Raw genomic sequence first — 23163 nt, 5'->3', positions numbered from 1 at the left:
CGCTTCCTTTCATCGACCCTGCAGGCGCTGTCGGATGCGGCTCATGTCGCAGCGTCCGGCACGCGTGCCGCAGGTCGCGACGCGGCCTGCCGGATGAAGCGGTCGAGCGGCGTCGCATAGCCGCGCGCGATGATCGCGCTCAAGCCGGCCGACAACACCAGGTAGGCGACGAGCAACATGAGCTTGGCGTCGCCGTGCATGGCGGACGGCGGCCACACCGTGCGCAGCGCGCCGAGCGCGATCAGGTGGAACAGATACAGCTCGTAGCTGAGCCGGCCGCTCCAGCGCAGCGGCGCGAGCACGCGAGCCTGCGCGCGCTCGCCGTGGGCATGCGCGCCGATCAGCAGCACGGCGGTGCCGAGCGCCATCGCGGATACGCCGATCACATGGCTTTGCGCAATCGGCCATGCGACATAGAGCACGGTCATGGCGATCGCCGTCAGCCATTGCACGGGCGCGGCCGCGAGCCGATGCCAGCCCGCGCGCCCGGCCAGCAACGCCGTGCAGCAGCCGATCGCGATGCCGTCGAAGCACGCGAAATACGCATACAGAAACCCGCCTTCGTCGCCCGCGTGCGTGAAGCGGTACACGGGACCGATCGCGGCGATCGCCAGCCAGAACGCGAACAGGCGCGCGTCGCGGCGCAGCACGATGCACAGCAGCGGAAACGACAGGTAGAACACCTCCTCCACCGACAGCGACCACAGCACGCCGAGCGCATAGTTGACCCATCCATACGCGCCGATCAGCACGTTCATCCAGAACGTCAGCGACGCGAGATTCACGAGCCAGAACGATACGGCGACACCCTGCGGCGCGTGGTTCGCGAAGATCGGCACGCCGGCTCTCGCCAGCGCGTTGACGAACGCGAGCAGCAGGAGCAGGCACGGGACGATGCGCGCGATCCGCGAGACGTAGAACGCGCGCACGTCTATCGCGCCGAGACTGCCCCAGCGGCGGCGTGCATTCGACGTGATCAGGTAGCCGGAGATCACGAAGAACATCGTCACGCCCTTGTTGCCGTTGCGGACCACCGCATGCACGGCATCCCAGCCGAGCATGCGCGCGAGAGACGTGTCGCGCAGCGAATACGGAATGTTGAAGTGATGCAGCAGGACGAGCAGGATCGACACGCCGCGCAGCATGTCGATCCGCGCATTGCGCGGGCCGGCGCTCATTGCGGCTGCAGCGGGTGCGCGAGCGCCTGCGCCGCGGGGAACGCGTCGCGTGAACCGGGGCCGGCGTCGGGTCGTGCGTCGAGCAGCGTGAGGTGCCGGTGTTTCAAGCGAGACTCCATCGGATTGGGGCGGGGCTGAATTCACCGGATGCAAACGACGTCCGGCATCGCGGACGCCGGACGTCGAGGTTGCACACAGTGTATCGGCGCAGCGCGGGCGGTTGTCCTGTCAGCGTTGACGGGGGCACCGGCAGCGCAACCCGGCCGCTACGTGTCGCTCTGCCCGCATGCCGTTTTTTGCACCGCAACCCCGTTTTTTTGCACGGTATTGATGCGGTGCCTTCTAAACTGGGTTCGTTGGGCTGGGAACGCCGATTGCTTGTAGGTAGATTCGTCGCCGTTTTATCGGCCGCGGTGCTCCGTCGGCCGGTTGCAGCGGACGTTTGTGCGCCGCGTCGAATGCGGCGCTGCATTCGCCAAGGAGGGAATCCATGTACCTCACGGAAGAAGTACACACCGCGCGCCCCGCTAGCCGTCGCGTGCGCGTGGTGACGCTGCCGTCGAGCAGACAGCTCGCACGGCAGCTGCTGGTGACGGTTCGCGCGGCGGACGTGCTGCTGCGCCAGGCGATCCGGTTGCCGGAGCGCCATCAATGGTCGGTCGACATCGAACGCGTCGACGCGGCCGGCGGCCCGCTGGCCGCGTGGGATTCGCATGTGACGTTTCGCATCGCGAAGGGTTGCGAGTCGGGCGTCGACGCGAACACGCGTGCCGGCGATCCCGATCAGGTTGCAGTCGAGATCCGGCTGTTTCTGCCCGAGCAGGCGTATATGGGCGAGCAGCGCGTCGGCATCTTCGGTCGACGGCACGGCAACCGGTTCGGCGCGACGCTGTCGGTGACGGCCGGGTCGCAGTGGGGTGGCCGACGCAACGAATGCGTTCCGCCCGCCGGGCGGCACGTGCACGGCGACACGCTCGAGGCGCTCGTCGACACGGTGGCAGGCATCGTCAACGCCGCATTGCTCGCGGCCGGCCATCCGCGGCCCGGCGGTTCGTGACGGTGCGCACGGCGCCCGCCCACCCGCGCTTCAGGCATCGCCGGCCTGGCCGGTTTGCCGCTGCAGGTCTTCCATCAGCTGGTCCGCGAGAAAGTCGCATGGCGGGCGCTTCGATTTCGTGCTGCGCGCGAGGATCAGCTCGAGCGGCGGCAGATCGGGCAACCCGTGCGAGCGGCCGAGCATCGACAGTTGCGCGGGAATCGCGCAGCGCGCGAGCGGCGCGACCGCGAGGCCTGCCTCCACCATGCTGAGCAGCCCGAGCAGGCTCGGGCTTTCATAGGAAGTCCGGAACGGCAGCTTCGCGCGTTCGAGGCTGCGGATCGCGTTCTCCCGCGCGACGCTGCCCGGCATGAACACCGCGATCGGCAGCGGCCGTTCTTCCCATACGCGCGGCCCGTTCGTCATCGCGGCCCACGCCATCGGCTCGTGGCGGATGAAGTCGCCGGACAGTCCCTTGATGCGCGTGCCGCATACGAGATCGACGGTGCCGTCCTTCAGCAGCGGCGCGAGCGCGCTGCTCGGCAGCCCGATCACCTGGATCTCGACCTTCGGATAGGTCGCCGAGAACTTCTTCAGCACCGACGGCAACAGTGACGACGCGTAGTCGTCCGGCACGCCGATGACCACCTTACCGGTCACTTCCGGCCGCACGACGGCCGCCCACGCCTCGTCGCGCAGCGCCAGCATTCGTCTGGCGAATCCCAGCAAGACCTCGCCTTCGCGCGTCAGCACGATGCTGCGCGGCTTGCGCATGAACAGCGGCCGGCCGATCGCGTCCTCGAGGCTCTTGATCTGCATGCTCACGGCCGACTGCGAGCGGTTCACCGCTTCGGCGGCGCGGGTCATGTTGCCGGTTTCCGCGACGGCGACGACGGTGGCCAGCACGTCGTGATCGAGCATCTTCATCGGTATCAGGAAAACTGAACGTAACGATCAGCATTATGCGTTTTTATTGTCGCTGTGTGTCTGCCATAGTGGAATCGAGCCCGCCGTATCGTTCGATGGGGTGTGGCAATCAAGCCGGCGTGCCGGCATGCGGCGTTGAACAGGGAAGAGTGGTGTACCGATGATGGATCATCCGTTGCGCGCCGCACTGGCCGCCGAATTGCATGCCCGGCCATTCCTGCGGCTCGCCGAGGCCGTATCGCTCACGCATTACGCGATCTACACGGATGGCCAGCCCGACATCCACGAAACGTTGCTGCACGCGCTGTGCCACGACACCGGCATCGCTGTGCCGCAAGACGGCGCGACCCACTACGCGGTGCAGTCGCCGTGCGGCTGGCATCTGAAGTGGGAGCGCCACACCGAATTCTCGACCTTCACGTTCGTTGCCCCGCGTCGCGACACCGGCTATTTCGACGATCTCGCGATCGAGGGGATCCCGGCCGCCTGGTTCGCGCGGCTCGCGGGCATCCGCTTCGTCGCGGTGCGCATGGAGTTGCTGTCGGGCGAGGCCGCGCGGCTCGTGTGCGGCGACCTGCGCCGCTGGATCGACGGGCCCGCGCTCGTCGGCAGCAACGTGCTCGGCGGCGGCAAGGTGTTCTGCGACTGGCACGTGCGCGACGACGGCTTCATGCGCTTTCTCGTCATCGACGAGGACTTTCGCGAGGAACAGGGCGGGCGGCTGCTGCAGCGTCTGTATGAAATCGAGACGTACCGGATGATGGCGCTGCTCGCGTTGCCGGTTGCGCGGCGGATGAGCCGCGAACTCGACGAGATTCACGCGGCGTTGCATGCGCTGATGCAGCGGATGGACGCGAGCGGCGCCGACGGCGACGACGCGGCCCTGCTCGTGAAGCTCACGCATCTCGCGGTGCGGGTCGAAGCGCTGTCGGGGTCCGGCGGCCGCTTCAGCGCGTCGCGCGCATACGAAAAGCTCGTGCTGGCGCGCATCCACGAATTGCGTGAGGAGCGCATCGAAGGGATGCCGACGATCGCGGAATTCATGGAGCGGCGCTTCGCACCGGCGATGGAAACCTGTCGCAGCGTGTGGGCGCGCCATGAGCAGATCGCCGCGCGGATCGCGCGAGCGGTCGACTTGCTGCGCACGCGCGTGAATCTTGCGCAGGAAAAGGACGTGACGCGCCTGCTGGCCGGCATGGAGCGCACCGCGCGCAATCAGCTTCATCTGCAGCACGCGGTCGAAGGGCTGTCGGTGGCAGCCATTTCGTACTACGTGCTGTCGCTTGCGACCGCGGCGTTCAAGGCGCTGCACGTGATGAACCTGCCGGTCGATCCCGAACTGGCGGAAGGCCTGCTGATCGCGCCGGTCGTGTTCGCGGTGATTCACATCACGCGACGCACGCGCGCGCAGCTCGCGCGGTCGGAGGCCGCGCATGACGGTGCGCCCGTGCCGACGGTGCATGCGGCGGCGTTGAAGCAGGCGAATTAGAACATCAATGACATATCAAAAGGAGTGGAGATGACTTTTACGCAAACGCAAGCTCAGTTTTTCACTGATCTCGATGCATTCGACGAGCCGGTGTGGGACGAATCCGGTTCGCCGGAAGAGGCGCGCGTGACGTCGTATCAGGCCGTGCTGCAGGAGCCGATGACGTCGCTCGTCGGCAGCACGATCGATCGGCCGGATGTCGCGGCGGTGGCGATTCTTGGGTACAACTGACGCGCGTTCGTTTCGCGTCGAATCAACGTAACGCAGGCGCTCCGGTCGATTTGCGTATCGGACGTCAGCGCGGGCGTGCCGTGTCGCCTGCGGCCGGGGCTTGAACCCGGCCGGCGCCTGCTGCATGCTGCATGTTTCGAGCTCGATCTTGATTCCATGACAGCGCATTCCGCCGTTTCCCTTCAACTGACCGACACCGAGCAGCCGGCCGCCCGCGACTTCATCAGCCGCAAGCTCGGCGAATTCAACCACGCGATGACGGGCCGCGCCGACACGGCGGCGCTCGACGTCTACGTGACCGATCCCGCGACCGGCGAGGTATTGGGCGGCCTCACCGGGCGGACGTCGCTCGGCCTGTTCTTCATCGATCTCTTCTACCTGCCGGAATCGCTGCGCGGTGGCGGCTTCGGCAGCCGGCTGCTGCGCGAGGCCGAAGCGGAGGCGAAGCGGCGCGGTTGCGCCCGCGCGGTGCTTTACACGATCACGTTCCAGGCGCCGGATTTCTACCGCAAGCACGGGTACGAGGTGTTCGGCGAAGTGCCGTGCGAGCCGGAAGGCGCGGCGCGCGTGTTCATGGTCAAGACGCTTTGAGCGACGTTGCCTGACGTCACCGCCCCGCCGTCGCGCGCTCGACGATCATGTCGTACAGCGCCTGCGCCGCGGGCGACAACTGCGCGGCCTTGCGCTTGACCAGCACGAGCGTGCGCGACACCGACGGTTCGACGAGCTCGATCGTGCGGATCATCGGATACGCGTTCTTCTGGATCGCGAGCTTCGGCACCACGGCCGCGCCAAGACCTTCCGCGACGAGCCCGAGCGCGGTCGAACTGCGCTGCACCTCGTAGAACGAATGCAGCGACACGCCGCTCGTCTTCAGCGCACCGTCGAGCAGCCCGCGATTGCCGCTCACTTCACCCGCGAAGATCAGCGGATGCGGCTGCAGCGCTGCCCAGCGGATCCGCCGCCGCTTCGCAAGCGGATGATCGTCGCGGCAGACGAGCACGTACGGATCATGCGTGAGCGGCACGCTGACGAGTTCGGGATGCTGGTCGCCGGCGATGCTGATCCCGAATTCCGCTTCACGCCGCAGCACGGCTTGCAACACCGACGCCGATGCATGATCGAGGATCTTCACGCGATCGTGCGGCCGGTGCCCGGAGAACGCGCGCAGAATGCGGGGGAGATACTGCACACCGACGGTCGGCACGCACGCGATCGTCACGTCGCCGCGCTGGCTCAGGCCCGTCTCGCGGATTTCGGTCAGCGCATCCGACAGCTCGTTCAGCAGCCGGCGCGCCTGCGGCAGGAAACGTCGGCCGATTTCGGTGAGAGTGGTGCGGCGCGTCGTGCGCTCGACCAGCGCGACGCCGAGAAACGACTCGAGCTTGCGCAGCCGTTGCGTGATCGCCGTTTGCGTGACGTGCAGCGTGTCGGCGGCCTGCCTGAAACTGCCGCCATCGGCGATCGCGACGAAAGCCTGGACACCAAGCGTATCGATTTTCATCAGAAATATGAATCAATAGCGATATTGAATTCATTTTACTGACGAACGCCGAGATCGCAGAATGTGCTGCATCGACGGCTGTCGATCTCCCGACGCCGTCCACGCCGACCAGGAGGCATACCGTGACGACCCCGCTCGATCAATCCGCCAGACAGTACGTGCGATTCGAAGACGAGCGCACGCGACCTGTCCATGACCTGCTGGCCGCGGTGCCCGATACGCCGATCCATACCGCGATCGACATCGGCTGCGGCCCCGGCAATTCGACCGAGGCGCTGATCGCGCGTGCACCCGACGCGACGGTCCGCGGCATCGACGCGTCGCCGGACATGATCGCAGCTGCGCGCAAGCGCCTGCCCGCGCTGCGTTTCGATCTCGCGGACGTCACCACGTGGGACGATCCGGGCGGCTACGACCTGATCCTGTCGAACGCGGTGCTGCAGTGGGTGCCCGCGCACGACACACTGTTTCCGTCCCTCGTCGGCTGGCTCGCGCCGGGCGGCCATCTCGCGGTGCAGATGCCCGACAACCTCGACGAACCCGCGCACCGGCTGATGCGCGAAGTCGCCGCGGCCGGGCCGTGGGCGGACAAGTTGAAAGACGCCGCGCGCACCGAGCGGTTCGATGCACGGTACTACTACGCGTTGCTGTCGCCGATGTGTTCGCGGGTCGATGTATGGCGCACGACTTACTACCATCCGCTGAGCGGCGGCGCCGATGCGGTCGTCGAATGGTTCAAGGGCAGCGCGCTGCGGCCGTTCCTTGCGGCGCTGGACGACGACAGCGAACGCGACGCGTTCATCGCGCGCTATCGCGATGCGCTCGCGGGACCGAACGGCTATCCGGTGCTCGACGACGGCACCGTGCTGCTGCCGTTCCCGCGCCTGTTCATCGTCGCGACGCGGAAGTAATTCGACAGAAAGACCGGTGTCGGGTCGGCAGGTTGTAGCGCGTCAGGGTAGCGGCCGCATCGATTCCGGATCGACGGTCCGGCTCTTCGCGGTCTGCCCGTCGCGCAAATCCTTGTACCAGAAGAGGGCGACTTCCCCGTCGTTCACGCCGTCGGCGTACAGGAAGCGGTCGTGGCCGCCCACGACGAAGCCCGCGCGGGCGTACGTGCAGCAGGCCGCGACGTTGTTCGCCTGCGTTTCCAGCCGCATGAAGCCGAATCCGCGGCTGCGCGCCCACGCTTCCGCGGCCGCCAGCAGGTACTGGCCGATCCCTTGCCGGCGGCACGCGCGATCGACCGCGAGTTCCGCGATCTCGGCCATCCCGTTCCAGCTTTCGGTGATCGCGACGAATCCCGCGAGGCGCCCGCCGGCGGTCGCGCGGAACAGCGCGGTGCCGCCGGACGCCTCGCGTGCCCAGCCGGCCGGGTCGAAGCCGTAGTCCTTGCGCCGCACGGGCAGCGCGCGCAAATCGAGCAGATCCCGGTACGGCGCATTCAGTTCCCACGCGATCTCGAACGAGAAGTCGCATCCGTTCAGTTCGTCGGCGGGCAGATCGACCGCCTGTTCGATGCTGATGTGCTCGGCTCGGTCCATGTGTCGGTGTCCTGTCTTCAGCGGGATTGCCTGGTGTTCCCCCGGGGCGAGCGCCGCCGCCGCGCGGCGAGCCGGATCGCGCCCGTTCCCGGCGTGAGTTGTTGCGCTCGCACAATGCTTTCCCCCGCGGCGCCGTTCAACGCCCGATTATGCGGGATATCGGCGCGGACCCCGCCGCACGTCGGTTTGCCACCATCGGACTGAGATTTGTCGAAGGTGCTGCACGCGCCGGTGGAAGAAGATAGAAAGGAATCCGAATAATGGTTTGCCGATTGATGAGAACTCGATATTTTCTGCGAGAGATGTCGAAGGTCGTGATGCCGATAGGCGTCACGACGTCCACCGCTCCACGAAAACCGGCAGAGATGCTGGCCGGCATCGCCGGGGCAATGCGTCGTCGTCGCATCACGTATTCGAACAAGATGGCGACGTCGTCGCGGCACGACGGCTACGCAGTCACGTGCTCATGGCATGAACTGTTCGACACGCACGTCGGCGAGCGCGTGATCGTCGCGCGATCCATCGTGTATGCTTGCCCGCATCGTTCAACCGGCAAAAAACATGAAGACTTCGGCACATCCCAAGCCAGAGGTGCGCTTCAGAATGCGTATCCAGCAGGCCGACACGATCGCGCTCGGGCCAGGCAAGGTTGCACTGCTCGAGGCCGTGCGCGAGCACGGTTCGATCTCGGCGGCGGCGCGCAGTCTCGAGATGTCGTATCGGCGTGCGTGGTTGCTGATGGACGAACTGAACCGATCGCTGAAGTCGCCTGCGACGGTTTCCGAACACGGCGGCCAGAGCGGCGGCGGCAGCGTTTTGACGCCGGTCGGCGAGGAGATCATCCGGCTTTATCGCGAGATCGAGGCACGCGCTTACGCGGCCTGCGCGGGCGAGATCGCCGCGCTGACGAAGATGGTGCGCCGCTGAAGCGGGCGCTGTCGGGCGTTGCCGGCGCGGAGCCTAGCCGTGCCGCAGGCAGAAGCGCGGCGCTTCGCCCGTTTGCCCATCCGGCGGCATGACCTGGCGCGCATGCGCTTCGAGCCGCCCGATCAATTCGACGAAGCTGGCGACGCTCGCGGTCCGCAGCGGGTAGTACGCGATCTGGTGGCGTTCGCATAAACGCTTGAGCAGATTCACCGAATCGTGGTCGACGCAGTCGACCGGGAACACCACCATGTTCGCGCCCGGCAGCGCGGCGGCCAGCAAGCCCTTGCGATCCTCGAGGCCACCATCGTGCAACGTCAGTTCGCCGCCCGCAGTCTCGACGATCCGCCGGATCGCGCGGTTCGAACCGGGCCGGCCGCCGACGTAGACGACGCGCTTGCCCCGCAGCATCGACAGTGACTGCGCCACGGGCGCGGCGGGATCGTCGGTCGACGCCTGCACCGCCTGTTCGATCGCGCTCGCCTCCGCGCGCAGCGTCTTCACCATCGCCATCAGGTCGTCGAGCCGCGCGCGCATCGCGCGGGCGCTCGCCTGTTCTGCAGCGATCTGCTGTTCCGCCGCCTCGCGGCGGCTCGTGTGCAACGCAACGCGTTCGTCGCGCGCGGCCAGCGCCTCACGCAGTTCGCGCACTTCGTCGCGCAACACGCTTTCGGCGCTCGTCGGCTGCGCGTTCTGGCGTGCAATGCACGCATCGCGTTCCCTCAGCGCGGCATCGCGCTCCATGCTCGTCTCGTGCAGGCGCGCCTGCTGCCGCTCGATCTTCGCGTGCAGCGCCGCATTCTCTTCCTCGAGCGCGACCAGCCGGCGGATATCCGCGCGATTCGCCGCGCCGACCAGGTGCGACAGCATGTGCAGATCGCCGAACGCGGTCTGGCGCACGCCCATCGTCGCGTGCGGATGCGTCATCAGCGCCCAGTACGCGGGCGGGATGTCGCCGCGTTTCAGTGCGTCCTGCCATAGCGCGAGGAGCGCGTCGGCGTCCTTCGCGTTGTCGAATGCCCGGATCGCGCCCGCATAGCGTTCGTCGAGCGCCTTGTGCAGCGCCTTGCCGCCGGCCGCGCCTGCGATCGCGAGCTCGACGGCCGCGTGATGGATTTCCAGGTCGGTCGCGCGCTGGCGGTCGAGATCGGTGAATCTAGGCACGAGCTTGCGCAGTTCGTGCGTGGTCAGGCAGGTGCCAATGATCGAGCAGTGCAGGTTCGAATCGAGCTCGGACAGGCGCGCGCGGCGCTTCAGCTCGGATTGCCACGCACGGGGCGGTGCGCAGCAGGCGTCGGTCCGCCCGGCGCCCGCGGGCGAAGGGCTGCCGGATGACGGCAGGCCCGCCGTGCGGGCCAGGCGAAAGGGCGGAGCGTGCATGTGGACCTCGATCCGGGCCCGACGGCCCGGAGACGGATGCGCGAAAGATCGGCGAAATATACCACGGAATATAACGGTCGGAATGCCGGAGAAACGCCCGGTTCGCGGCTCAGCAGAGGGCGGCGGATTCGGGCGTGTGCCGTTCGATCACGTGTTCGACGCACAGCCCGACCAGCAGCACGTCGACGCGCTCCAGCGCCGCGACCGCGTCGCGCATCGCGGCCGGGTCGTTGCTGAACGTGTCGGAGAACACGTCGTCGCGTGTGCGTTCGAGGCCGCGTGCCAGCCCGATCGTGCGTTCGAGATCGGACAGCCGCGTGAAGTGGGCGGCGCGCGCGTCGCGCTCGAGCATCGCCAGCAGGTCGCGCAGGCTCAGCGCGGACAGTGTGTCGTCCGTCGCGGCGGAGAACACCCGGACGAAGCGCATCACGCTGCCGCGCAGGCGACGAAACGCATCGACGACGTCCGTGACCTGCTGCGCGCGACCGTCGCTCGGCAACGGCCGCAGCGTGCTGATCTCACGCGTCAGTGTCAGTGTCAGCGTCGGGGCGCGTGCGGTGCGCGGCGAGGCGCGATCCGTCGGCGTGCGGGGCATGGCGTGTCTCCGGAGGAGGGGCAGATATCGATATATTCTATGGGATATAACGAAAACGCAGCGAACGCGTTTTGCGGATTTCGATCGATGTCGCTGGCCGGTCCGTTGCCGTGACGCGTTTCCCCCGGAAAGCGCGACTTTCGGCATGCATCCGTCGCCCGCGCCGTTCGGCAGTTCCAACGCCTATCATGTAGGAAGCCGGTCCTGCTCGGGCATGCGCGGCCGCCGCGCCGGCCGCCCAGGGACGAGCAGGTCGAAAGCCTGCCGGCATGGCCTGGCTGACCTGGAACGCACGCGCAAACAAACGCTTCGCTCGACGTTTGCAAGGGGGTGTGATGACCGATCGCGACGAGGTGTTCGCGGGCTCGATCCCGGCGTTCTACGACACGCTGATGGTCCCGCTGATCTTCGAGGCCTATGCCGTCGACGTGGCGGAGCGCATCGCCGCTTTCTCGCCCGGCTCGGTGCTCGAAACGGCCGCCGGCAGCGGCGCGCTCACGCGGGCGCTCGCGGCGCGACTCGGCCCTCGCGCGCGCTACGCGGTGACCGACCTCAACCAGCCGATGCTCGACTATGCCGTCTCCAGACAGAGCCCCGACAGTCGCATCGAATGGCGGCAGGCCGATGCGCTCGACCTGCCGTTCGACGACGCGTCGTTCGACGTCGTCTGCTGTCAGTTCGGCGCGATGTTCTTTCCTGATCGGGTCGCCGGCTATGCGGAGGCAAGGCGTGTTCTGCTGCCGGGCGGGCGCTTCGTCTTCAGTGTCTGGGATCGCATCGAGGAAAACGCCTTTGCCGACGAAATCACCCAGGCCGTCGCGGCGCTGTTTCCGCACGACCCGCCGCGATTTCTCGCCCGCACGCCGCACGGCTATCACGATATCGCGCTGATCCGCGAGGAGCTACTCCGTGCGGGCTTCGCCGACGTGGACATCGCGACGCGCGAGAAGACCAGTTGCGCGGCATCGGCACGCGATGCCGCCACCGCCTATTGCGTGGGCACGCCGCTGCACGACGAAATCGTCGCGCGCGATGCCGGCTCGCTTGAACTGGCGGTGGACCGCGCGACCGAGGCCATTGCCGCTCGCCACGGCGACGGGCCGGTAGTCGGCAAGATACAGGCGCATGTGATCGTGGCAGCAGGATAGCGGTACCACGAATTGCTCATACCGTCATACCAAATCCACGTCCCCCGATTGCTCGCGAACCCTGTGCGTGGCGTCCCACGGTTCGACTATGCTGAATTGTCTGCGGCCGGATTTCCGTGCCGCAACGCGGCGAACCGGCGATGGCGGGAGGGCGCGATGAGCGGGCAAAGCAATGTGCAACTGGTGCAAGAGGCGTACGCGGCGTTCGGCAGGGGCGATATCGGCGGCGTCCTGCAGACACTGTCCGAAAACGTCGACTGGTTCATCCCGGGGCCGGCCGACGTCGTACCGTTCGTCGGCAGGAGACGCGGGCCGCGGGAGGTCGCGACGTTCTTCGCTGCGCTTGCGTCGACGCAGACCGCAGAACGGTTCGAGCCGCTCGAGTTCATCGCCAGCGGCAACCGGGTCGTCGTGCTCGGCACGCAGCGCTGGCATGTCCTGTCGACCGGGCGCACGTACGAGGACGACTGGGTGCACCTGTTCACGATCGAAAGCGGGAAGATCACGACGTTTGCCGAGTATCACGATACCGCCGCCGAAGCGGCCGCACATCGATACTGACGGCGCCGCACGCAGCTGGCTGCCGAGGAACCACGGTCGTCGCCCACGGCCCGAACGGCCGCCCCGGTCAATCGATCGTCCGCATCGTTGGCGCTTAGCCGACGATCGCGCCCCATGCGGCGAGCTCGCGCTTCGTGCGCACGCCGAGCTTCGCGAACGCGCGCTTCACGTACGACTCGGCCGACGCGACCCCCACGCCGAGGATCTCGGCGGTCTCCGGTACGGTCTTGCCGGAGATCAGGTGCTTGCAGGTTTCGTATTCACGCTTCGACAGTTTCACGCCGTCGGCCGCGATCCGCGCATCGAACCGCGCGAGCGGATGCACGTCGGGCGTCGGATGCGCGATGCGCCGCGCGGCGGTGGTCGACGCGTGCAGCTCGAGCAACGGGAACAGCACGTCGCTGATGCTGCGAAAGCGGCTCATCTCGGCGAGCGTGAACGGCGGACGGTCGCGGCCGCGTTCGAGCGCGATCGAATGCTGCGCGTAGCGGGTGCCGCGCGCGAGTACGCATTCGTGGCCGATACGCACGTCGTCGAACAGTCGCTGGCGGAACTCGCCGGGCGGGATCGCCGCGATGTCGCGCACGACGAGCATCGTGCCCGTCTTGCCGCGCAGCCCCGCGAACAGCGGATCACTGTCGAGAAAGCGCTCGTAGTAGAGCGTCATCACGTCGGAGATTTCGGCGGTCTCGGTCTCGGCGCCGATGCCGCTGCTGCCGATCCATTCGCAGCGGTAGCCGGTCGGCATCGTGCCGTCGACGCGCGAGCGTTCGACGTGCGCGACGTCGAGCGGCACCACGTCGTTCAGCAGTTGCGTGAGACGCGGCACGAAGTGCGGCGTGCCGACCGTCTTGATCAATTCGCCGAGCGCCTTGAACGACACGTTGATGCGATCGGTGTCGCGGTGGAAGGGGTTCACGTTGAGCATGCGGTTCCCCGATGAAAAGCGGGCGCGATTCTAGCGCCGGAAGCCGAAATCGTCATTCAGGGGAAATACCGGCAGGTGTCTTGTCAGCCGTCCTGCCCCGGAAAACGCGGCTTGTCCCCAACGAAGGGGGCATACCGGGGCAGTATAAATGGGCAACGACGACCGACGTGGAATGCGACGCCGACATCGCGTGGAACGGCGAGATGACGCGTGACCGCGAGCGCGGACAGCATCGAGGCAGCGACGATCCTGATCCTGTCGGGCGGGCATCTCGGCTACCTGCCCGCGCATTACGCGGAGGCGTTCGAGCAGCGCGGGCTCGTGAAGGCCGTCGGCCGCACGACGTTCAGCTTCGACGTGCCGCCGCATCTCGCGATGAAGCGCAGCGCGAGCGACAAGCCGATCGTCAATGCGTTCTGCGAGGATTTGCTGCGCGCGTTCAACATCAAGGCGGTCGCGCTGTCCGCGTAGCGCGTGCCGCCCGTGCGACGACTCACGCGTCGATGCGTTCGACCTTGCCGACCAGCAGCCCGTACGACAGGCTGCCCGCGAGCGCCATCGCGGCGATGTAGGTGATCGCGCGCGAGAAGTCCGCGCCGTCGACGAGCAGCCCGATGACGATCGGCGTCGCGATCGCGGACAGGTTGCCGATCAGGTTGAACACGCCGCCCGTGAGGCCGAGCAGTCGTGCGGGCGCGAGGCCCGACACGAGCGACCACGTGATCGACGCGAAGCCGTTGCCGAAGAATGCGATCGTCATGAACGCGATCACCCAGCCCGTCGACGTGACATAGTTCGCGCCGATGATGCAGGTCGAGATCAGCAGCCCCGAGATGATCGGCAGCTTGCGCGCGAAGCCCTGCGACGCGCCGCGCCGCATCAGCCAGTCCGACAGCACGCCCGAGCACAGCACGCCGACGAACGCGGCGAGAAACGGCAGCGACGCGAGAAAGCCCGACTTGATGAAGTCCATCCCGCGATACTTGACGAGGTAAGTCGGGAACCACGTGAGGAAGAACCACAGCGTCGAGTTCAGCGCGAACTGACCCAGATAGATGCCCCACAGCTTGCGCCGGCCGAGCACGACGCCGAGGTCGCGCCACGTCGACGGCGTGTGTTCGGTGCGCACGGCGACGCGGTCCTCGAGATCGACGAGGCCGCCGCCGTCGCGGATCAGCGCGATCTCGGCCGCATTGACACCGCGAAACGCGCGCGGCTCGCGATACACCGCATACCAGATCGCGGCCCATGCGATGCCGGCGAACCCGGTCGCGACGAACACCATGTGCCAGCCGAGATGCACTTGCAGCCACGCAAGCACCGGCGTGAGGAACGCGAGGCCGACGAACTGTCCCGACGTGTAGCCGCCGATCGCGCTGGCGCGCTCGCGGGTCGGGAACCACGTCGTGACCACGCGGTTGTTGATCGGATAGGCCGGCGCTTCGAGCGCGCCCACCGCGAGCCGCAGCACGACCAGCCCGACGAACGAACCGGAGAAGCCGAGCAGCAGCGTCGCGGCCGACCACAGCGCGAGCGCGCCCGCATACAGCACGCGCGGCGACACCTTGTCGACGAGCCAGCCGCCAGGGATCTGCATCAGCGCATAGGTCCAGCCGAACGCGGAAAACACGAGGCCCGCGCGAACCGGGTCGATGTTCAGTTCCTTGAACAGCGCGGGCGCGGCGATCGACAGGTTGCTGCGGTCGAGATAGTTGATCACCACCGTGACGAACAGCAGCGCAAGGATGATCAGGCGCTTGCGGCTCGGCGGCGCGGTGAAGGTGGCGGCTGCGGGCGCGGACGCGCGGGCTGCGGAATCGTGGGCGGTGTCGGCTGCGGTGTCGGCGCGCGTGTGCGCCGACGGGTTGGCATGCGTGCGTGACGCGGATTGGGCCACGGTCGTCTCCTGTGTTCTGTGCCGGCCGGCACCCGCGTGGTGGTGCGGCCGGATCCAATGGCATTGGGCGAACGTTAGGGCCGTGGAGCGAAGCGCGTCAACATTTGAACAGGCATCCCTATTAATGGGATGTGATGCGCTCAGTATGTGGGAAAGGGCGGTGCGCGCGCGGAGAACGCCGGCACCGCATCGTGGCTCAGTTGCCGGTCGCTTCCTTCGCGCTGACCCAGCCCTGCGAACTGCCGCCATGCGGATTGCGATACAGCACCTTCAGCCACTGGAAGTCGGCGCTGGCGTCGATCAGTTCGAGCGTATCGCCGGCGACGACATAGCGGCGCGTCGGCGCGTCGTTCATCGCGTCGTGTAACGGCAGGCGCGCCGGGCGCACCTTGAACGTGACCTTGCCGCCGCCGTATGCGTCGGGGCGGCGCGAGACGCGCTTGCCGTGTGCGTCATAGGTCAGCAGCATCGACGGCGGGCCCGAGTCGCCGTCGAACAGGTCGTGCAGATCGTCCGGAATCGCGTCGCTGGACTGATGGAGATACATCCGGCCGTTGCCGTCGAAGCGGTAGGCGTCGGTGTACCAGATCGGCCCGCCCCGGCACGAGCTGTACAGCGTGCGCTCGTTCGGCTTCGCCTGGACGTTGATCAGGTCGTCGCAGTTGCCGTGCGGCATGCTGGCCGCCGGCAGGCTCAGCGGCTCGAACCGCTGATGCGCGGCGTCGTACAGGAAGATGCCGGAGAGCTCGTTGACCATCCCGAGCGGCGCATAGACGGCGAGATCGCGGTGGCCGTCGAAGTTATAGTCGTCGGACGCAAGCCGGTAGTGGCCTTCCTCGTCGGAGATGCCGACGTCGAGCACCTGCGTTTTTCCGCTCGGCAGGAAGCGGATCGTGATGCGCGCGCCGTCGGCGTGTTCGACACGTGCCGTGACGGCGTCGTCGACCTTGAACGTGAGCAGCGGTTTGGCCGCATGCGCGGCGGCAGCCGACGCGCAGCACGCGATCAGCAGCGCGCAGCGGCGGAGGAGCGGTTGGAATCGCGAGGGGCGTGTCATGAGCGGAGTGCGAACGCGTGGGCGGGATGGTGTGTCGAGCCGGCCGGCTTACGCGCTTGCGCTGTCGTCGCGATACCCGCTCTTGCCGTCGAAGATTTCCTTCAGCGCGGCACGCAGCGCGACGGGATCGTGTTCGCCGGGCGCGAGATGGATCACGTAATGCGTATTGCCGTCGAGACGCGCGGCGGTACGTGCGTCGAGCTCGACGTCGATCGTGTCGCCCGTGAGGTGAACCGACAGATCGTTCACGTGCGCGGTGAGCTGGTCGAGCACCATCACCTCGATCGTCGTTTCCTCCGGAAAGCGCAGCAACGAGAAGCAATAGTTTTGCTCCGCGTCGTGGCAATAGATGTTCGCGCAGCTTTCATCGTCGTCGATGTCGGACGTGGCCGCGCCGACGGTGGCGTGTAGTTCCATGATGGTTCTCTCGATGTGGGGTTATCGGGGCGGGGCGCCGAAGCGCTTCGCCCTGTCGAGCAGATACGACACGAGCAGCGGCCGCCGAGCGTGCGCATCCGCATCGTGTTGCGCGAAGCGGGCCTCGGCGCGCAGGTCGTCACCGGCGCGGCCGGCGGACTCAGCGCGTCAGCGTCACGAACAGATAGCCGACGTAACCGGCCCCGTTCGCGAGCAACGCCCAGATCGCGAGCCCGTGCGCGCGGGCATTGACGCGCAGCCAGGCCGCCGCCGCGAGCGTGATGATCACGCCGGTCAGCACTTCGGGGCGCGGCTCCCACGGCGTCAGCATGATGCCGATCGCCGGCAGCAGCGTGCCCTGGAACACCATCGCGCCGGTGATGTTGCCGAACGCGAGCGTGTCTTTCTTGCGGCGGATCCACAGCACGCTGTTGACCTTCTCGGGCAACTCCGTTGCGATCGGCACGATGATCAGCGACAGCAGCAGCGCGGAGATGCCGAGCAACTGCGATACGCCCTCGACGCCATGAATGAAGCCCTTCGCACCGCCGACGAGCAGCGCGACGCCGATCGCGAGCTGCAGCGCGATGGTCGCGAGGTTGGTCGGCAGCCCGACGCGCGACAGGAACATTGCGTGCGGCGCTTCGGTGCCGTGCCCGGCATCGACGAGCTGCGTCGACGCGCGGAACGTCATCACGACATACAGCACGTAGATGCCGACCAGCATCGCGGCGAGCAGCGCGCGGACGCCCCACACGTGATGCGGGACGAACATCGCGACGGTGGCGAGCGCGAACGCGGCGATGAAGTAGTTCAGGTCGCGCACGAAGCCGGTCCGCTCGGGCTTGATCGTGCCGGTCAGGCCGCGCGAGCGGATTACGGCGATCGTCATCAGGAAGGTCGTCAGCGTCGCGAGCATCAGCGGCGCGCCGAGAATCGCGCCGACGCCGATTTCCTCGTTCACGGCCGCATTCGACGTGCCGCCCGCGAGCGCGAGCAGCGGCACCATCGTTTCGGGCAGCGCGGTGCCGACGGCTGCGAACAGCGAACCGGTGACGCCTTCGGAAATCTTCAGCCGTTCACCGAGATGTTCGAGCGCATTCGTGAAGAACTCGGCGGCGACCAGGATGACGATCAGCATGAACGCCAGTTCGACGAGCATCAACGTCATGCGGCACCTCCGCAGGCAGGCATGCAGGCGGTCATGGAACTGATGAAACGCGAAGGATAGGCAACGAGGAACATGGGGACTCCGTGGTCGGACGTGGACGAACCATGACGCATCTGCCGACGTCCGACCAGGAACGGCGCGATGCGTCGATGGTCTCGCCAGACCGATTCGGCCGAACGCGCCACGGCCGCAGGCCGAGTGTGTTGACGTGTTCGCTTTCCGGGGGATGGAAAGCAGGCTACTCCCCAAAGACGAAGGGCAGTCTAGCCGAGCCGGCCGCTTTCGGCAAGCTTGTGCGGTCATACCCTTTCATTCGGGAAGACAAGTCGAGCGACAGCGGATGCGCATGCCGTATCGGGAAGCAATCGGCGTGCGCGGGCGTCACGCGCGTGTCACGCAGCGCGGGCCGGGAAATACAGTGCGAACGTCGTGCGTCCGTCGCGGCTCTCGACCTCGACCTTGCCGCGGTGCAGCTCGATGATCGACTTGACGATCGCAAGCCCGAGCCCGGCGTTGCGCGCCGCGCCGTGCCGCGACGAATCGATCCGGTAGAAGCGCTCGAAGATCCGCTCGATCTGCTCGGGCGGAATTGCCGCGCCGCGGTTCGTGACTTCGACGACCGCATAGCCGGGCCGGGTCGATACGGTCAGCTCGATGGTCGACCCGGCTTGCGCGTGTTCGAGCGCGTTCGACGCGAGATTGCTGACGGCGCGCCGGAACAGCGTCGCGTCGGCGACGACCGGCGCTTCGCCCTGCACGGCGAGGTGCACGCCGGCCTCGTCGGCCAGCGCCTGGAAATACGACGCGAGCCGGCGCAGCTCGGCGCCCGCATCGAGTTCGACGGTCTTCAGGTGCTGCCGTGCATTGTCGGTGCGCGCGAGAAACAGCATGTTCTCGATCATCCGCTGCAACCGTTCGCACTCCTCGATGTTCGAATCGATCAGCGCTTCGTATTCCTCGGTGGTGCGGGCGCGCGACAGCGTGACCTGCGACGAGCTGATCATGTTCGCGAGCGGCGTGCGCATGTCGTGCGCGAGGTCGGACGAGAACTGCGACAGCCGCACGAACGCGCGCTCGAGCCGGTCGAGCATCCGGTTGACCGACGTGGCCAGCTCGTGCAACTCGACCGGACCGCCGCGCGCATCGAGACGCGCGTTCAGGTTGTGTGCCTCGATGCGCGAGGTCTGCCGGCCGAGGCTCTCGACCGGGCGCAGGCCGCGGGACGCGACCGCGTAGCCGAGCGCGCCGACCAGCAGCGCGCCGAGGGCGGCCGCGAGCCAGATGTCGACGCGATAGCTTTCCAGCAGCGACTGGCGATCGGTCGCCGTGCGCGCCAGCGCGACCTGGATGGTTTCGCCCGACGGCAGCGTGGCGCGCGCACGCACGCAGCGCGACGTGCCGATGCCGGGCGGCGCGCAGGTGAACGGGCTGGCGGCCGCTGCGTCGGCCGGCCGCGGCCGCGCGATCACCGACGCGAGCGTGTTGCCGGCTTCGTCGGTGTGTTCGACGAGCGGACGGTTCGCGGCGTCGTAGATGCCGAGATAGACGCCCGGATGCGACAGCAGCACTTCATGGAAGACGGCCGGATCGGCGCGCAACGCCGCCGTCGAACCGCTCGCCCGCGCGAGCTGCAGGAACTGGTTGAGCTTGCCGGCGATCTCGATGTCGTCGCGCCGGGTCAGCTCGGCGGACAGCGAGCGATACAGGTAAGCGCCGGTCAGCGCGAACACGAGCGCGGCGACGGCGGCGAACGCGAGCGTCAGGCGCCGGAGCAGCGAATACGGCGCGGGGCCGCCGGTCATGAGCGATCCTCGAGCACGTAGCCCATGCCGCGGATCGTGTGGATCAGCTTCTTCTCGTAGGCGTTGTCGATCTTCGCGCGCAGGCGCTTGATCGCCGCATCGACGACGTTCGTGTCGCTGTCGAAATTCATGTCCCAGATCTGCGACGTGATGAAGGTGCGCGTCAGCACCTCGCCTTCGCGTTCCGCGAGCAGTTGCAGCAGCGCGAATTCCTGCGCGGTCAGGTCGATGCGGTTGTCCGCGCGCCGTACCCGGCGCTTGATCAGGTCGACCTCGAGATCGGCGACCTGCAGGAGGTCGCGCGCATTGCGCGGCGCACGCCGCAACAGTGAACGGATGCGGGCAAGGAACTCCGCATACGCGAACGGCTTGAGCAGGTAGTCGTCGGCGCCCAGTTCGAGCCCCGTGACCTTGTCCTCGATCGCGTCGCGCGCCGTCAGGAGCAGGACCGGCGTCTGCTTCTGCGCGCGCAGCCGCCGGAGCACCTCGAAGCCGTCCAGCTCGGGCAGCATCACGTCGAGCACGACGAGATCGAAATCCTCGTGCAGCGCGAGGAACAGCCCGTCCTTGCCGTTCTCGGCCACGTCGACCGTATAGCTCGCCTCCGCCAGCCCCTTGCGCAGGTAGGACGCCATCTTGGGTTCGTCTTCGACTATCAGTATCCGCATGGTGGAGCAGGCCGTTCGTGATTCATCCGTGATTCCAGCCGGTCAGTGTAACGCGTGAGCTTAGGGCGCCGCGCGTGCGCGAAAGATGACCGGCGAATGACGGAATTGTCATGAAGCAGGCTTGCGATGCAGCGCCCGCGCTTCATGAAAAACCGGTCATGTTTCGGCCATGTCGTGGTCACGCCGGCGGCGATAAGCTGCGACCGTCTTGTGTCCGGAGCGCGCCGTCGCGGTGTTGCTCCCGTTCATCCGGTCGTAGCCTGCCTGATTCCGCATCCATGTCGTACTGGCGCAAATTCATCCTCGTCGTGCTGCTGGCGCTGAGCCTGCCGATCCAGTCGTTCGCGACCGTGTCGATGCAGTGCGCGGGCGCTGTCGCGCCGCATGCGGAGGATGGTGCGAGCGCCGATCACCCGGCCGCGGCGCGTGCGATGCCGAGCGCGCAGGGTGGCGAGCATGCGCATGAAGACCACGCGCGGCATGCATCGTCGTGTTCGTCGTGCGGAGCCTGCTGCTTCGGCACCGGCATGGCCGATGCTTCCGCGGTGTCCGTGGCGTCGGGCATCGGTATCGCGATCGTTTCTTTCGCGCCGTCGCCGGTCGTCGTGTCGTTCCTGACCGGCGGCATCGAGCGGCCGCCGCGCCGGCTTCCCGTCTAGTCCTTGTCCTTGTCCGCGGCCGACCGGTCGCGATCCGCAAACCGTGCCGGCGGTCAATCGACGCCCGTCGCACGGCTCACGACGAGAAACACCCATGCGATTGATCACTGCGGCGCTGCTTGGCGCGGCGGCCCTCGTGCCGTCGCTCGCGCCTGCGCAAACCCCGCGTCCCGATCCGGCCGATGCCGCCGCGCCGGTGCAGGACGTCACCGTGCCGTCCGCGTTTGACGGCTACGTGCCGTATCGGGACGATGCAGGCCCGGGCTGGAAACAACTGAACCGCGACGTGACGGAGCGGCCCGCGAAGGGGCACGCGACCGGACACGCGAAGCCTGGAAGCGCGAAGCCTGAAAACACGGCGGGCGGCGCGGCTCATTCGATGCACGGAGACGCCGCGCAATGACGAGACTTGCGATGTCACCGCGAATCGGCGCGACCGCGCTCGTGCTTGCCTTCCTCGCCGGCTGTACGACGTTCTCGAAGGACGGCGGCTTCGACGCCGTGTCGTCCGCCGCATCGGAGCGCATCGGGAGAGACGCCGTCATCGTCAGGACCGACGTCGACCGCGACGCCGTCGACGCGCGGACGAAGGAACTGCTCGCGAAACCGCTGTCGATGGACGACGCGGTGCAGCTCGCGCTGCTGAACAACCGCGGCCTGCAGGCGTCGTACGCGGCGCTCGGGCTGTCGGAGGCCGATCTCGTGCAGGCCGGCCGGCTGCCGAACCCGCGCTTCTCGTTCAGCCGCACGCGGGCCGGCGACGGCGAGCTGAGCCTCGGCCGCACGTTCTCGGCCAACGTATTCGCGCTGCTGACCCTGCCGCTCGCGACGAACATCGAACGCCGCCGCTTCGAGCAGACCAAGCTCGAGACGGCCGACGCGATGCTGAAGGTCGCGGCCGACGCGCGCCGCGCGTATGTCGAGGCCGTCGCCGCCGAACAGGCCGCCAACTATGCGCAGCAGGTGCGCGACGCCGCGAGCGCCGCCGCCGAGCTCGCGCTGCGCATGCGCCAGGCCGGCAACTTCAGCCGGCTCGACTACGCACGCGAACAGGCGTTCCATGCTGACGCGGTCGCCCAGCAGGCGAAGGCGCATCAGCAGGCCGTGGCCGCGCGCGAGAAGCTCACGCGGGCGATGGGGCTGTGGGGCGAGCGCACGCGGTACGCGCTGCCCGAGCGTCTGCCCGATCTGCCGAAGACGCGTCCCGACCTGCCCGATCTCGAACGCTACGCGATGAGCAACCGTCTCGACATCCAGGCCGCGAAGCTGCAGACGCAGGGCGTCGCGTCGTCGCTCGGACTCAGTAAGGCGACGCGCTTCGTCAACGCGGTCGATCTCGGCTACGTGAACAACTACGAGACCGACAAGGGGCACGAGCACGGCTACGAGATCAGCATCGAGATTCCGCTGTTCGACTGGGGCGGCGCGAAGGTCGCGCGGGCCGAGGCCGTCTACATGCAGTCGGCGAACCGGCTCGCGCAAGCCGCGATCGACGCCCGCTCGGAAGTGCGCGAATCGTACGCGGCGTACACGACGAGCTACGACGTCGCGACGCACTATCGCGACGAAGTCGTGCCGCTGCGCAAGACGATCTCGGACGAGTTGCTGCTGCGCTACAACGGGATGCTCGCGAGCGTGTTCGAGCTGCTCACCGATGCGCGCGAACAGGTCGGCGCGGTCAACGGCTACATCGATGCGCTGAAGGACTACTGGCTCGCCGAAACCGATCTGCAGATGGCCGTCGGCGGCCGGCTGCCTACCTCGCAGCCTGCGCCGCAGCCTACCTCGCAGCCGACCTCGCAGCCGACATCGCAGCCGACATCGCAGCCGACCTCGCAGCCGACCTCGCAGCCGACCTCGCAGCCGACCTCGCAGCCGGCACCGCAGCCGGCACCGCAGCCGGCACCGCAGCCGGCACCGCAGCCGACCTCGCAGCCCACACCGCGCGCATCCGCGCCGGCCGCCTCCACGCCCGACGCTGCACCGCAGCCGGCTTCCTCTCCCGTGGCGCAACCGGCGCCCGCAACGCATCCGGAAGGTCATTGAC

The 23163-nt window shown here is 67.4% G+C and carries 24 protein-coding genes, 1 pseudogene and 1 riboswitch; of the genes and pseudogenes, 12 read left to right on the top strand and 13 right to left on the bottom strand.

Annotated elements, in window-relative coordinates; all coding sequences use genetic code 11:
* Positions 1 to 41 precede the first annotated feature (41 nt).
* Entirely contained in the window at positions 42 to 1178 is a 1137-nt protein-coding gene (locus ACVK00_RS04225; protein WP_354123205.1) for an acyltransferase family protein, read from the bottom strand.
* Positions 1179 to 1668: 490 nt separating this feature from the next.
* On the opposite strand from ACVK00_RS04225, the gene ACVK00_RS04220 reads away from it, so the two are divergent.
* Positions 1669 to 2235 carry a hypothetical protein gene (locus ACVK00_RS04220; protein ID WP_284888662.1) on the top strand — a complete coding sequence of 189 codons (567 nt, stop codon included), beginning with the start codon at positions 1669 to 1671 and terminating at the stop codon, positions 2233 to 2235.
* 30 nt (positions 2236 to 2265) lie between these two features.
* On the opposite strand, the gene ACVK00_RS04215 is transcribed toward ACVK00_RS04220, so the two are convergent.
* Entirely contained in the window at positions 2266 to 3141 is an 876-nt protein-coding gene (locus ACVK00_RS04215; protein WP_175758459.1) for a LysR family transcriptional regulator, read from the bottom strand.
* A 160-nt stretch (positions 3142 to 3301) separates the two neighbouring features.
* On the opposite strand from ACVK00_RS04215, the gene ACVK00_RS04210 reads away from it, so the two are divergent.
* The 3 genes from ACVK00_RS04210 to ACVK00_RS04200 all read left to right on the top strand — a co-directional run bounded on the left by ACVK00_RS04210 (position 3302) and on the right by ACVK00_RS04200 (position 5452).
* Positions 3302 to 4630: a DUF3422 family protein gene (locus ACVK00_RS04210; RefSeq protein WP_228908860.1), complete on the top strand. Its 1329-nt coding sequence runs from the start codon at positions 3302 to 3304 to the stop codon at positions 4628 to 4630.
* Between the two features lie 30 nt (positions 4631 to 4660).
* The gene (locus ACVK00_RS04205; protein ID WP_284888667.1) at positions 4661 to 4861 is read left to right on the top strand and encodes a hypothetical protein; all 201 of its coding nucleotides are present in this window, start codon (positions 4661 to 4663) and stop codon (positions 4859 to 4861) included.
* A 156-nt stretch (positions 4862 to 5017) separates the two neighbouring features.
* Positions 5018 to 5452 (top strand): GNAT family N-acetyltransferase, encoded by a 435-nt coding sequence (locus ACVK00_RS04200; RefSeq protein WP_228908862.1) that lies wholly within the window; start codon positions 5018 to 5020, stop codon positions 5450 to 5452.
* A 16-nt stretch (positions 5453 to 5468) separates the two neighbouring features.
* On the opposite strand, the gene ACVK00_RS04195 is transcribed toward ACVK00_RS04200, so the two are convergent.
* Positions 5469 to 6365 (bottom strand): LysR family transcriptional regulator, encoded by an 897-nt coding sequence (locus ACVK00_RS04195; RefSeq protein ID WP_228908863.1) that lies wholly within the window; start codon positions 6363 to 6365, stop codon positions 5469 to 5471.
* Positions 6366 to 6487: 122 nt separating this feature from the next.
* On the opposite strand from ACVK00_RS04195, the gene tam reads away from it, so the two are divergent.
* Positions 6488 to 7276, top strand: a complete 789-nt coding sequence (gene tam / locus ACVK00_RS04190; RefSeq protein ID WP_284888669.1) for a trans-aconitate 2-methyltransferase — start codon at positions 6488 to 6490, stop codon at positions 7274 to 7276.
* A gap of 42 nt (positions 7277 to 7318) precedes the next feature.
* Here tam and ACVK00_RS04185 read toward each other — a convergent pair whose 3' ends face one another.
* On the bottom strand, positions 7319 to 7909 hold the full coding sequence (locus ACVK00_RS04185; RefSeq protein ID WP_284888670.1) for a GNAT family N-acetyltransferase: 591 nt from the start codon (positions 7907 to 7909) through the stop codon (positions 7319 to 7321).
* Positions 7910 to 8512: 603 nt separating this feature from the next.
* Between ACVK00_RS04185 and ACVK00_RS04180 the strand changes: the two genes are divergently transcribed.
* On the top strand, positions 8513 to 8836 hold the full coding sequence (locus tag ACVK00_RS04180; RefSeq protein WP_175748219.1) for a winged helix-turn-helix domain-containing protein: 324 nt from the start codon (positions 8513 to 8515) through the stop codon (positions 8834 to 8836).
* Between the two features lie 33 nt (positions 8837 to 8869).
* On the opposite strand, the gene ACVK00_RS04175 is transcribed toward ACVK00_RS04180, so the two are convergent.
* On the bottom strand, positions 8870 to 10213 hold the full coding sequence (locus ACVK00_RS04175; protein WP_284888671.1) for a DUF2325 domain-containing protein: 1344 nt from the start codon (positions 10211 to 10213) through the stop codon (positions 8870 to 8872).
* Between the two features lie 109 nt (positions 10214 to 10322).
* Positions 10323 to 10808, bottom strand: coding sequence for a hypothetical protein (locus tag ACVK00_RS04170; RefSeq protein WP_284888672.1), 486 nt, complete (start codon positions 10806 to 10808; stop codon positions 10323 to 10325).
* 335 nt (positions 10809 to 11143) lie between these two features.
* On the opposite strand from ACVK00_RS04170, the gene ACVK00_RS04165 reads away from it, so the two are divergent.
* Positions 11144 to 11956, top strand: coding sequence for a class I SAM-dependent methyltransferase (locus ACVK00_RS04165; RefSeq protein ID WP_284888698.1), 813 nt, complete (start codon positions 11144 to 11146; stop codon positions 11954 to 11956).
* A 156-nt stretch (positions 11957 to 12112) separates the two neighbouring features.
* Entirely contained in the window at positions 12113 to 12517 is a 405-nt protein-coding gene (locus ACVK00_RS04160; protein ID WP_228908870.1) for a nuclear transport factor 2 family protein, read from the top strand.
* A gap of 94 nt (positions 12518 to 12611) precedes the next feature.
* Here ACVK00_RS04160 and ACVK00_RS04155 read toward each other — a convergent pair whose 3' ends face one another.
* Entirely contained in the window at positions 12612 to 13445 is an 834-nt protein-coding gene (locus ACVK00_RS04155; RefSeq protein ID WP_284888674.1) for a helix-turn-helix transcriptional regulator, read from the bottom strand.
* 207 nt (positions 13446 to 13652) lie between these two features.
* Here ACVK00_RS04155 and ACVK00_RS04150 point away from each other — a divergent pair.
* A pseudogene (locus tag ACVK00_RS04150) lies at positions 13653 to 13916 on the top strand (LysR family transcriptional regulator); the annotation flags it as partial.
* Between the two features lie 22 nt (positions 13917 to 13938).
* On the opposite strand, the gene ACVK00_RS04145 reads toward ACVK00_RS04150, so the two are convergent.
* The 6 genes from ACVK00_RS04145 to ACVK00_RS04120 all read right to left on the bottom strand — a co-directional run bounded on the left by ACVK00_RS04145 (position 13939) and on the right by ACVK00_RS04120 (position 20457).
* Complete coding sequence (locus tag ACVK00_RS04145) at positions 13939 to 15342, bottom strand: MFS transporter (protein ID WP_284888675.1); 1404 nt, start codon at positions 15340 to 15342, stop codon at positions 13939 to 13941.
* Positions 15343 to 15538: 196 nt separating this feature from the next.
* Positions 15539 to 16399, bottom strand: coding sequence for an XAC2610-related protein (locus tag ACVK00_RS04140; protein ID WP_354123204.1), 861 nt, complete (start codon positions 16397 to 16399; stop codon positions 15539 to 15541).
* A gap of 48 nt (positions 16400 to 16447) precedes the next feature.
* Positions 16448 to 16816 (bottom strand): hypothetical protein, encoded by a 369-nt coding sequence (locus tag ACVK00_RS04135; RefSeq protein WP_284888678.1) that lies wholly within the window; start codon positions 16814 to 16816, stop codon positions 16448 to 16450.
* Positions 16817 to 16976: 160 nt separating this feature from the next.
* Entirely contained in the window at positions 16977 to 17987 is a 1011-nt protein-coding gene (locus ACVK00_RS04130; RefSeq protein WP_284888679.1) for a sodium:calcium antiporter, read from the bottom strand.
* Between the two features lie 82 nt (positions 17988 to 18069).
* Positions 18070 to 18246, bottom strand: a riboswitch (yybP-ykoY riboswitch).
* Between the two features lie 133 nt (positions 18247 to 18379).
* Entirely contained in the window at positions 18380 to 19789 is a 1410-nt protein-coding gene (locus ACVK00_RS04125; protein WP_284888680.1) for a heavy metal sensor histidine kinase, read from the bottom strand.
* Positions 19786 to 20457 (bottom strand): heavy metal response regulator transcription factor, encoded by a 672-nt coding sequence (locus ACVK00_RS04120; protein WP_175722883.1) that lies wholly within the window; start codon positions 20455 to 20457, stop codon positions 19786 to 19788. Before ACVK00_RS04120 ends, ACVK00_RS04125 begins: the two co-directional genes overlap by 4 nt.
* A 278-nt stretch (positions 20458 to 20735) precedes the next feature.
* Between ACVK00_RS04120 and ACVK00_RS04115 the strand changes: the two genes are divergently transcribed.
* From ACVK00_RS04115 to ACVK00_RS04105, 3 genes are all read left to right on the top strand, one after another.
* The gene (locus tag ACVK00_RS04115; RefSeq protein ID WP_284888681.1) at positions 20736 to 21116 is read left to right on the top strand and encodes a hypothetical protein; all 381 of its coding nucleotides are present in this window, start codon (positions 20736 to 20738) and stop codon (positions 21114 to 21116) included.
* Between the two features lie 94 nt (positions 21117 to 21210).
* On the top strand, positions 21211 to 21519 hold the full coding sequence (locus ACVK00_RS04110) for a hypothetical protein (RefSeq protein ID WP_228908878.1): 309 nt from the start codon (positions 21211 to 21213) through the stop codon (positions 21517 to 21519).
* The gene (locus ACVK00_RS04105; RefSeq protein ID WP_354123203.1) at positions 21516 to 23162 is read left to right on the top strand and encodes a TolC family protein; all 1647 of its coding nucleotides are present in this window, start codon (positions 21516 to 21518) and stop codon (positions 23160 to 23162) included. The genes ACVK00_RS04110 and ACVK00_RS04105 overlap by 4 nt, the downstream gene beginning before the upstream one ends.
* Position 23163 lies beyond the last annotated feature (1 nt).

Source organism: Burkholderia sp. PvR073 (genome assembly GCF_054055695.1).
Note: the sequence above shows the minus strand (reverse complement) of the source record. Positions and strands in the feature narration are given on the sequence as shown.

Bases quoted from the DNA above. Each gene is read 5' to 3' on its own strand.
- ACVK00_RS04215 (WP_175758459.1), bottom strand. From the start codon at position 3,141: ATGAAGATGCTCGATCACGACGTGCTGGCCACCGTCGTCGCCGTCGCG.
- ACVK00_RS04195 (WP_228908863.1), bottom strand. From the start codon at position 6,365: ATGAAAATCGATACGCTTGGTGTCCAGGCTTTCGTCGCGATCGCCGAT.
- ACVK00_RS04220 (WP_284888662.1), top strand. From the start codon at position 1,669: ATGTACCTCACGGAAGAAGTACACACCGCGCGCCCCGCTAGCCGTCGC.
- ACVK00_RS04135 (WP_284888678.1), bottom strand. From the start codon at position 16,816: ATGGAACTACACGCCACCGTCGGCGCGGCCACGTCCGACATCGACGAC.
- ACVK00_RS04120 (WP_175722883.1), bottom strand. From the start codon at position 20,457: ATGCGGATACTGATAGTCGAAGACGAACCCAAGATGGCGTCCTACCTG.
- ACVK00_RS04165 (WP_284888698.1), top strand. From the start codon at position 11,144: ATGACCGATCGCGACGAGGTGTTCGCGGGCTCGATCCCGGCGTTCTAC.
- ACVK00_RS04170 (WP_284888672.1), bottom strand. From the start codon at position 10,808: ATGCCCCGCACGCCGACGGATCGCGCCTCGCCGCGCACCGCACGCGCC.
- ACVK00_RS04155 (WP_284888674.1), bottom strand. From the start codon at position 13,445: ATGCTCAACGTGAACCCCTTCCACCGCGACACCGATCGCATCAACGTG.
- ACVK00_RS04140 (WP_354123204.1), bottom strand. From the start codon at position 16,399: ATGACACGCCCCTCGCGATTCCAACCGCTCCTCCGCCGCTGCGCGCTG.
- ACVK00_RS04205 (WP_284888667.1), top strand. From the start codon at position 4,661: ATGACTTTTACGCAAACGCAAGCTCAGTTTTTCACTGATCTCGATGCA.
- ACVK00_RS04160 (WP_228908870.1), top strand. From the start codon at position 12,113: ATGAGCGGGCAAAGCAATGTGCAACTGGTGCAAGAGGCGTACGCGGCG.
- ACVK00_RS04185 (WP_284888670.1), bottom strand. From the start codon at position 7,909: ATGGACCGAGCCGAGCACATCAGCATCGAACAGGCGGTCGATCTGCCC.
- ACVK00_RS04225 (WP_354123205.1), bottom strand. From the start codon at position 1,178: ATGAGCGCCGGCCCGCGCAATGCGCGGATCGACATGCTGCGCGGCGTG.
- ACVK00_RS04180 (WP_175748219.1), top strand. From the start codon at position 8,513: ATGCGTATCCAGCAGGCCGACACGATCGCGCTCGGGCCAGGCAAGGTT.
- ACVK00_RS04115 (WP_284888681.1), top strand. From the start codon at position 20,736: ATGTCGTACTGGCGCAAATTCATCCTCGTCGTGCTGCTGGCGCTGAGC.
- ACVK00_RS04125 (WP_284888680.1), bottom strand. From the start codon at position 19,789: ATGACCGGCGGCCCCGCGCCGTATTCGCTGCTCCGGCGCCTGACGCTC.
- ACVK00_RS04200 (WP_228908862.1), top strand. From the start codon at position 5,018: ATGACAGCGCATTCCGCCGTTTCCCTTCAACTGACCGACACCGAGCAG.
- ACVK00_RS04175 (WP_284888671.1), bottom strand. From the start codon at position 10,213: ATGCACGCTCCGCCCTTTCGCCTGGCCCGCACGGCGGGCCTGCCGTCA.
- ACVK00_RS04110 (WP_228908878.1), top strand. From the start codon at position 21,211: ATGCGATTGATCACTGCGGCGCTGCTTGGCGCGGCGGCCCTCGTGCCG.
- ACVK00_RS04210 (WP_228908860.1), top strand. From the start codon at position 3,302: ATGATGGATCATCCGTTGCGCGCCGCACTGGCCGCCGAATTGCATGCC.
- ACVK00_RS04105 (WP_354123203.1), top strand. From the start codon at position 21,516: ATGACGAGACTTGCGATGTCACCGCGAATCGGCGCGACCGCGCTCGTG.
- ACVK00_RS04130 (WP_284888679.1), bottom strand. From the start codon at position 17,987: ATGACGTTGATGCTCGTCGAACTGGCGTTCATGCTGATCGTCATCCTG.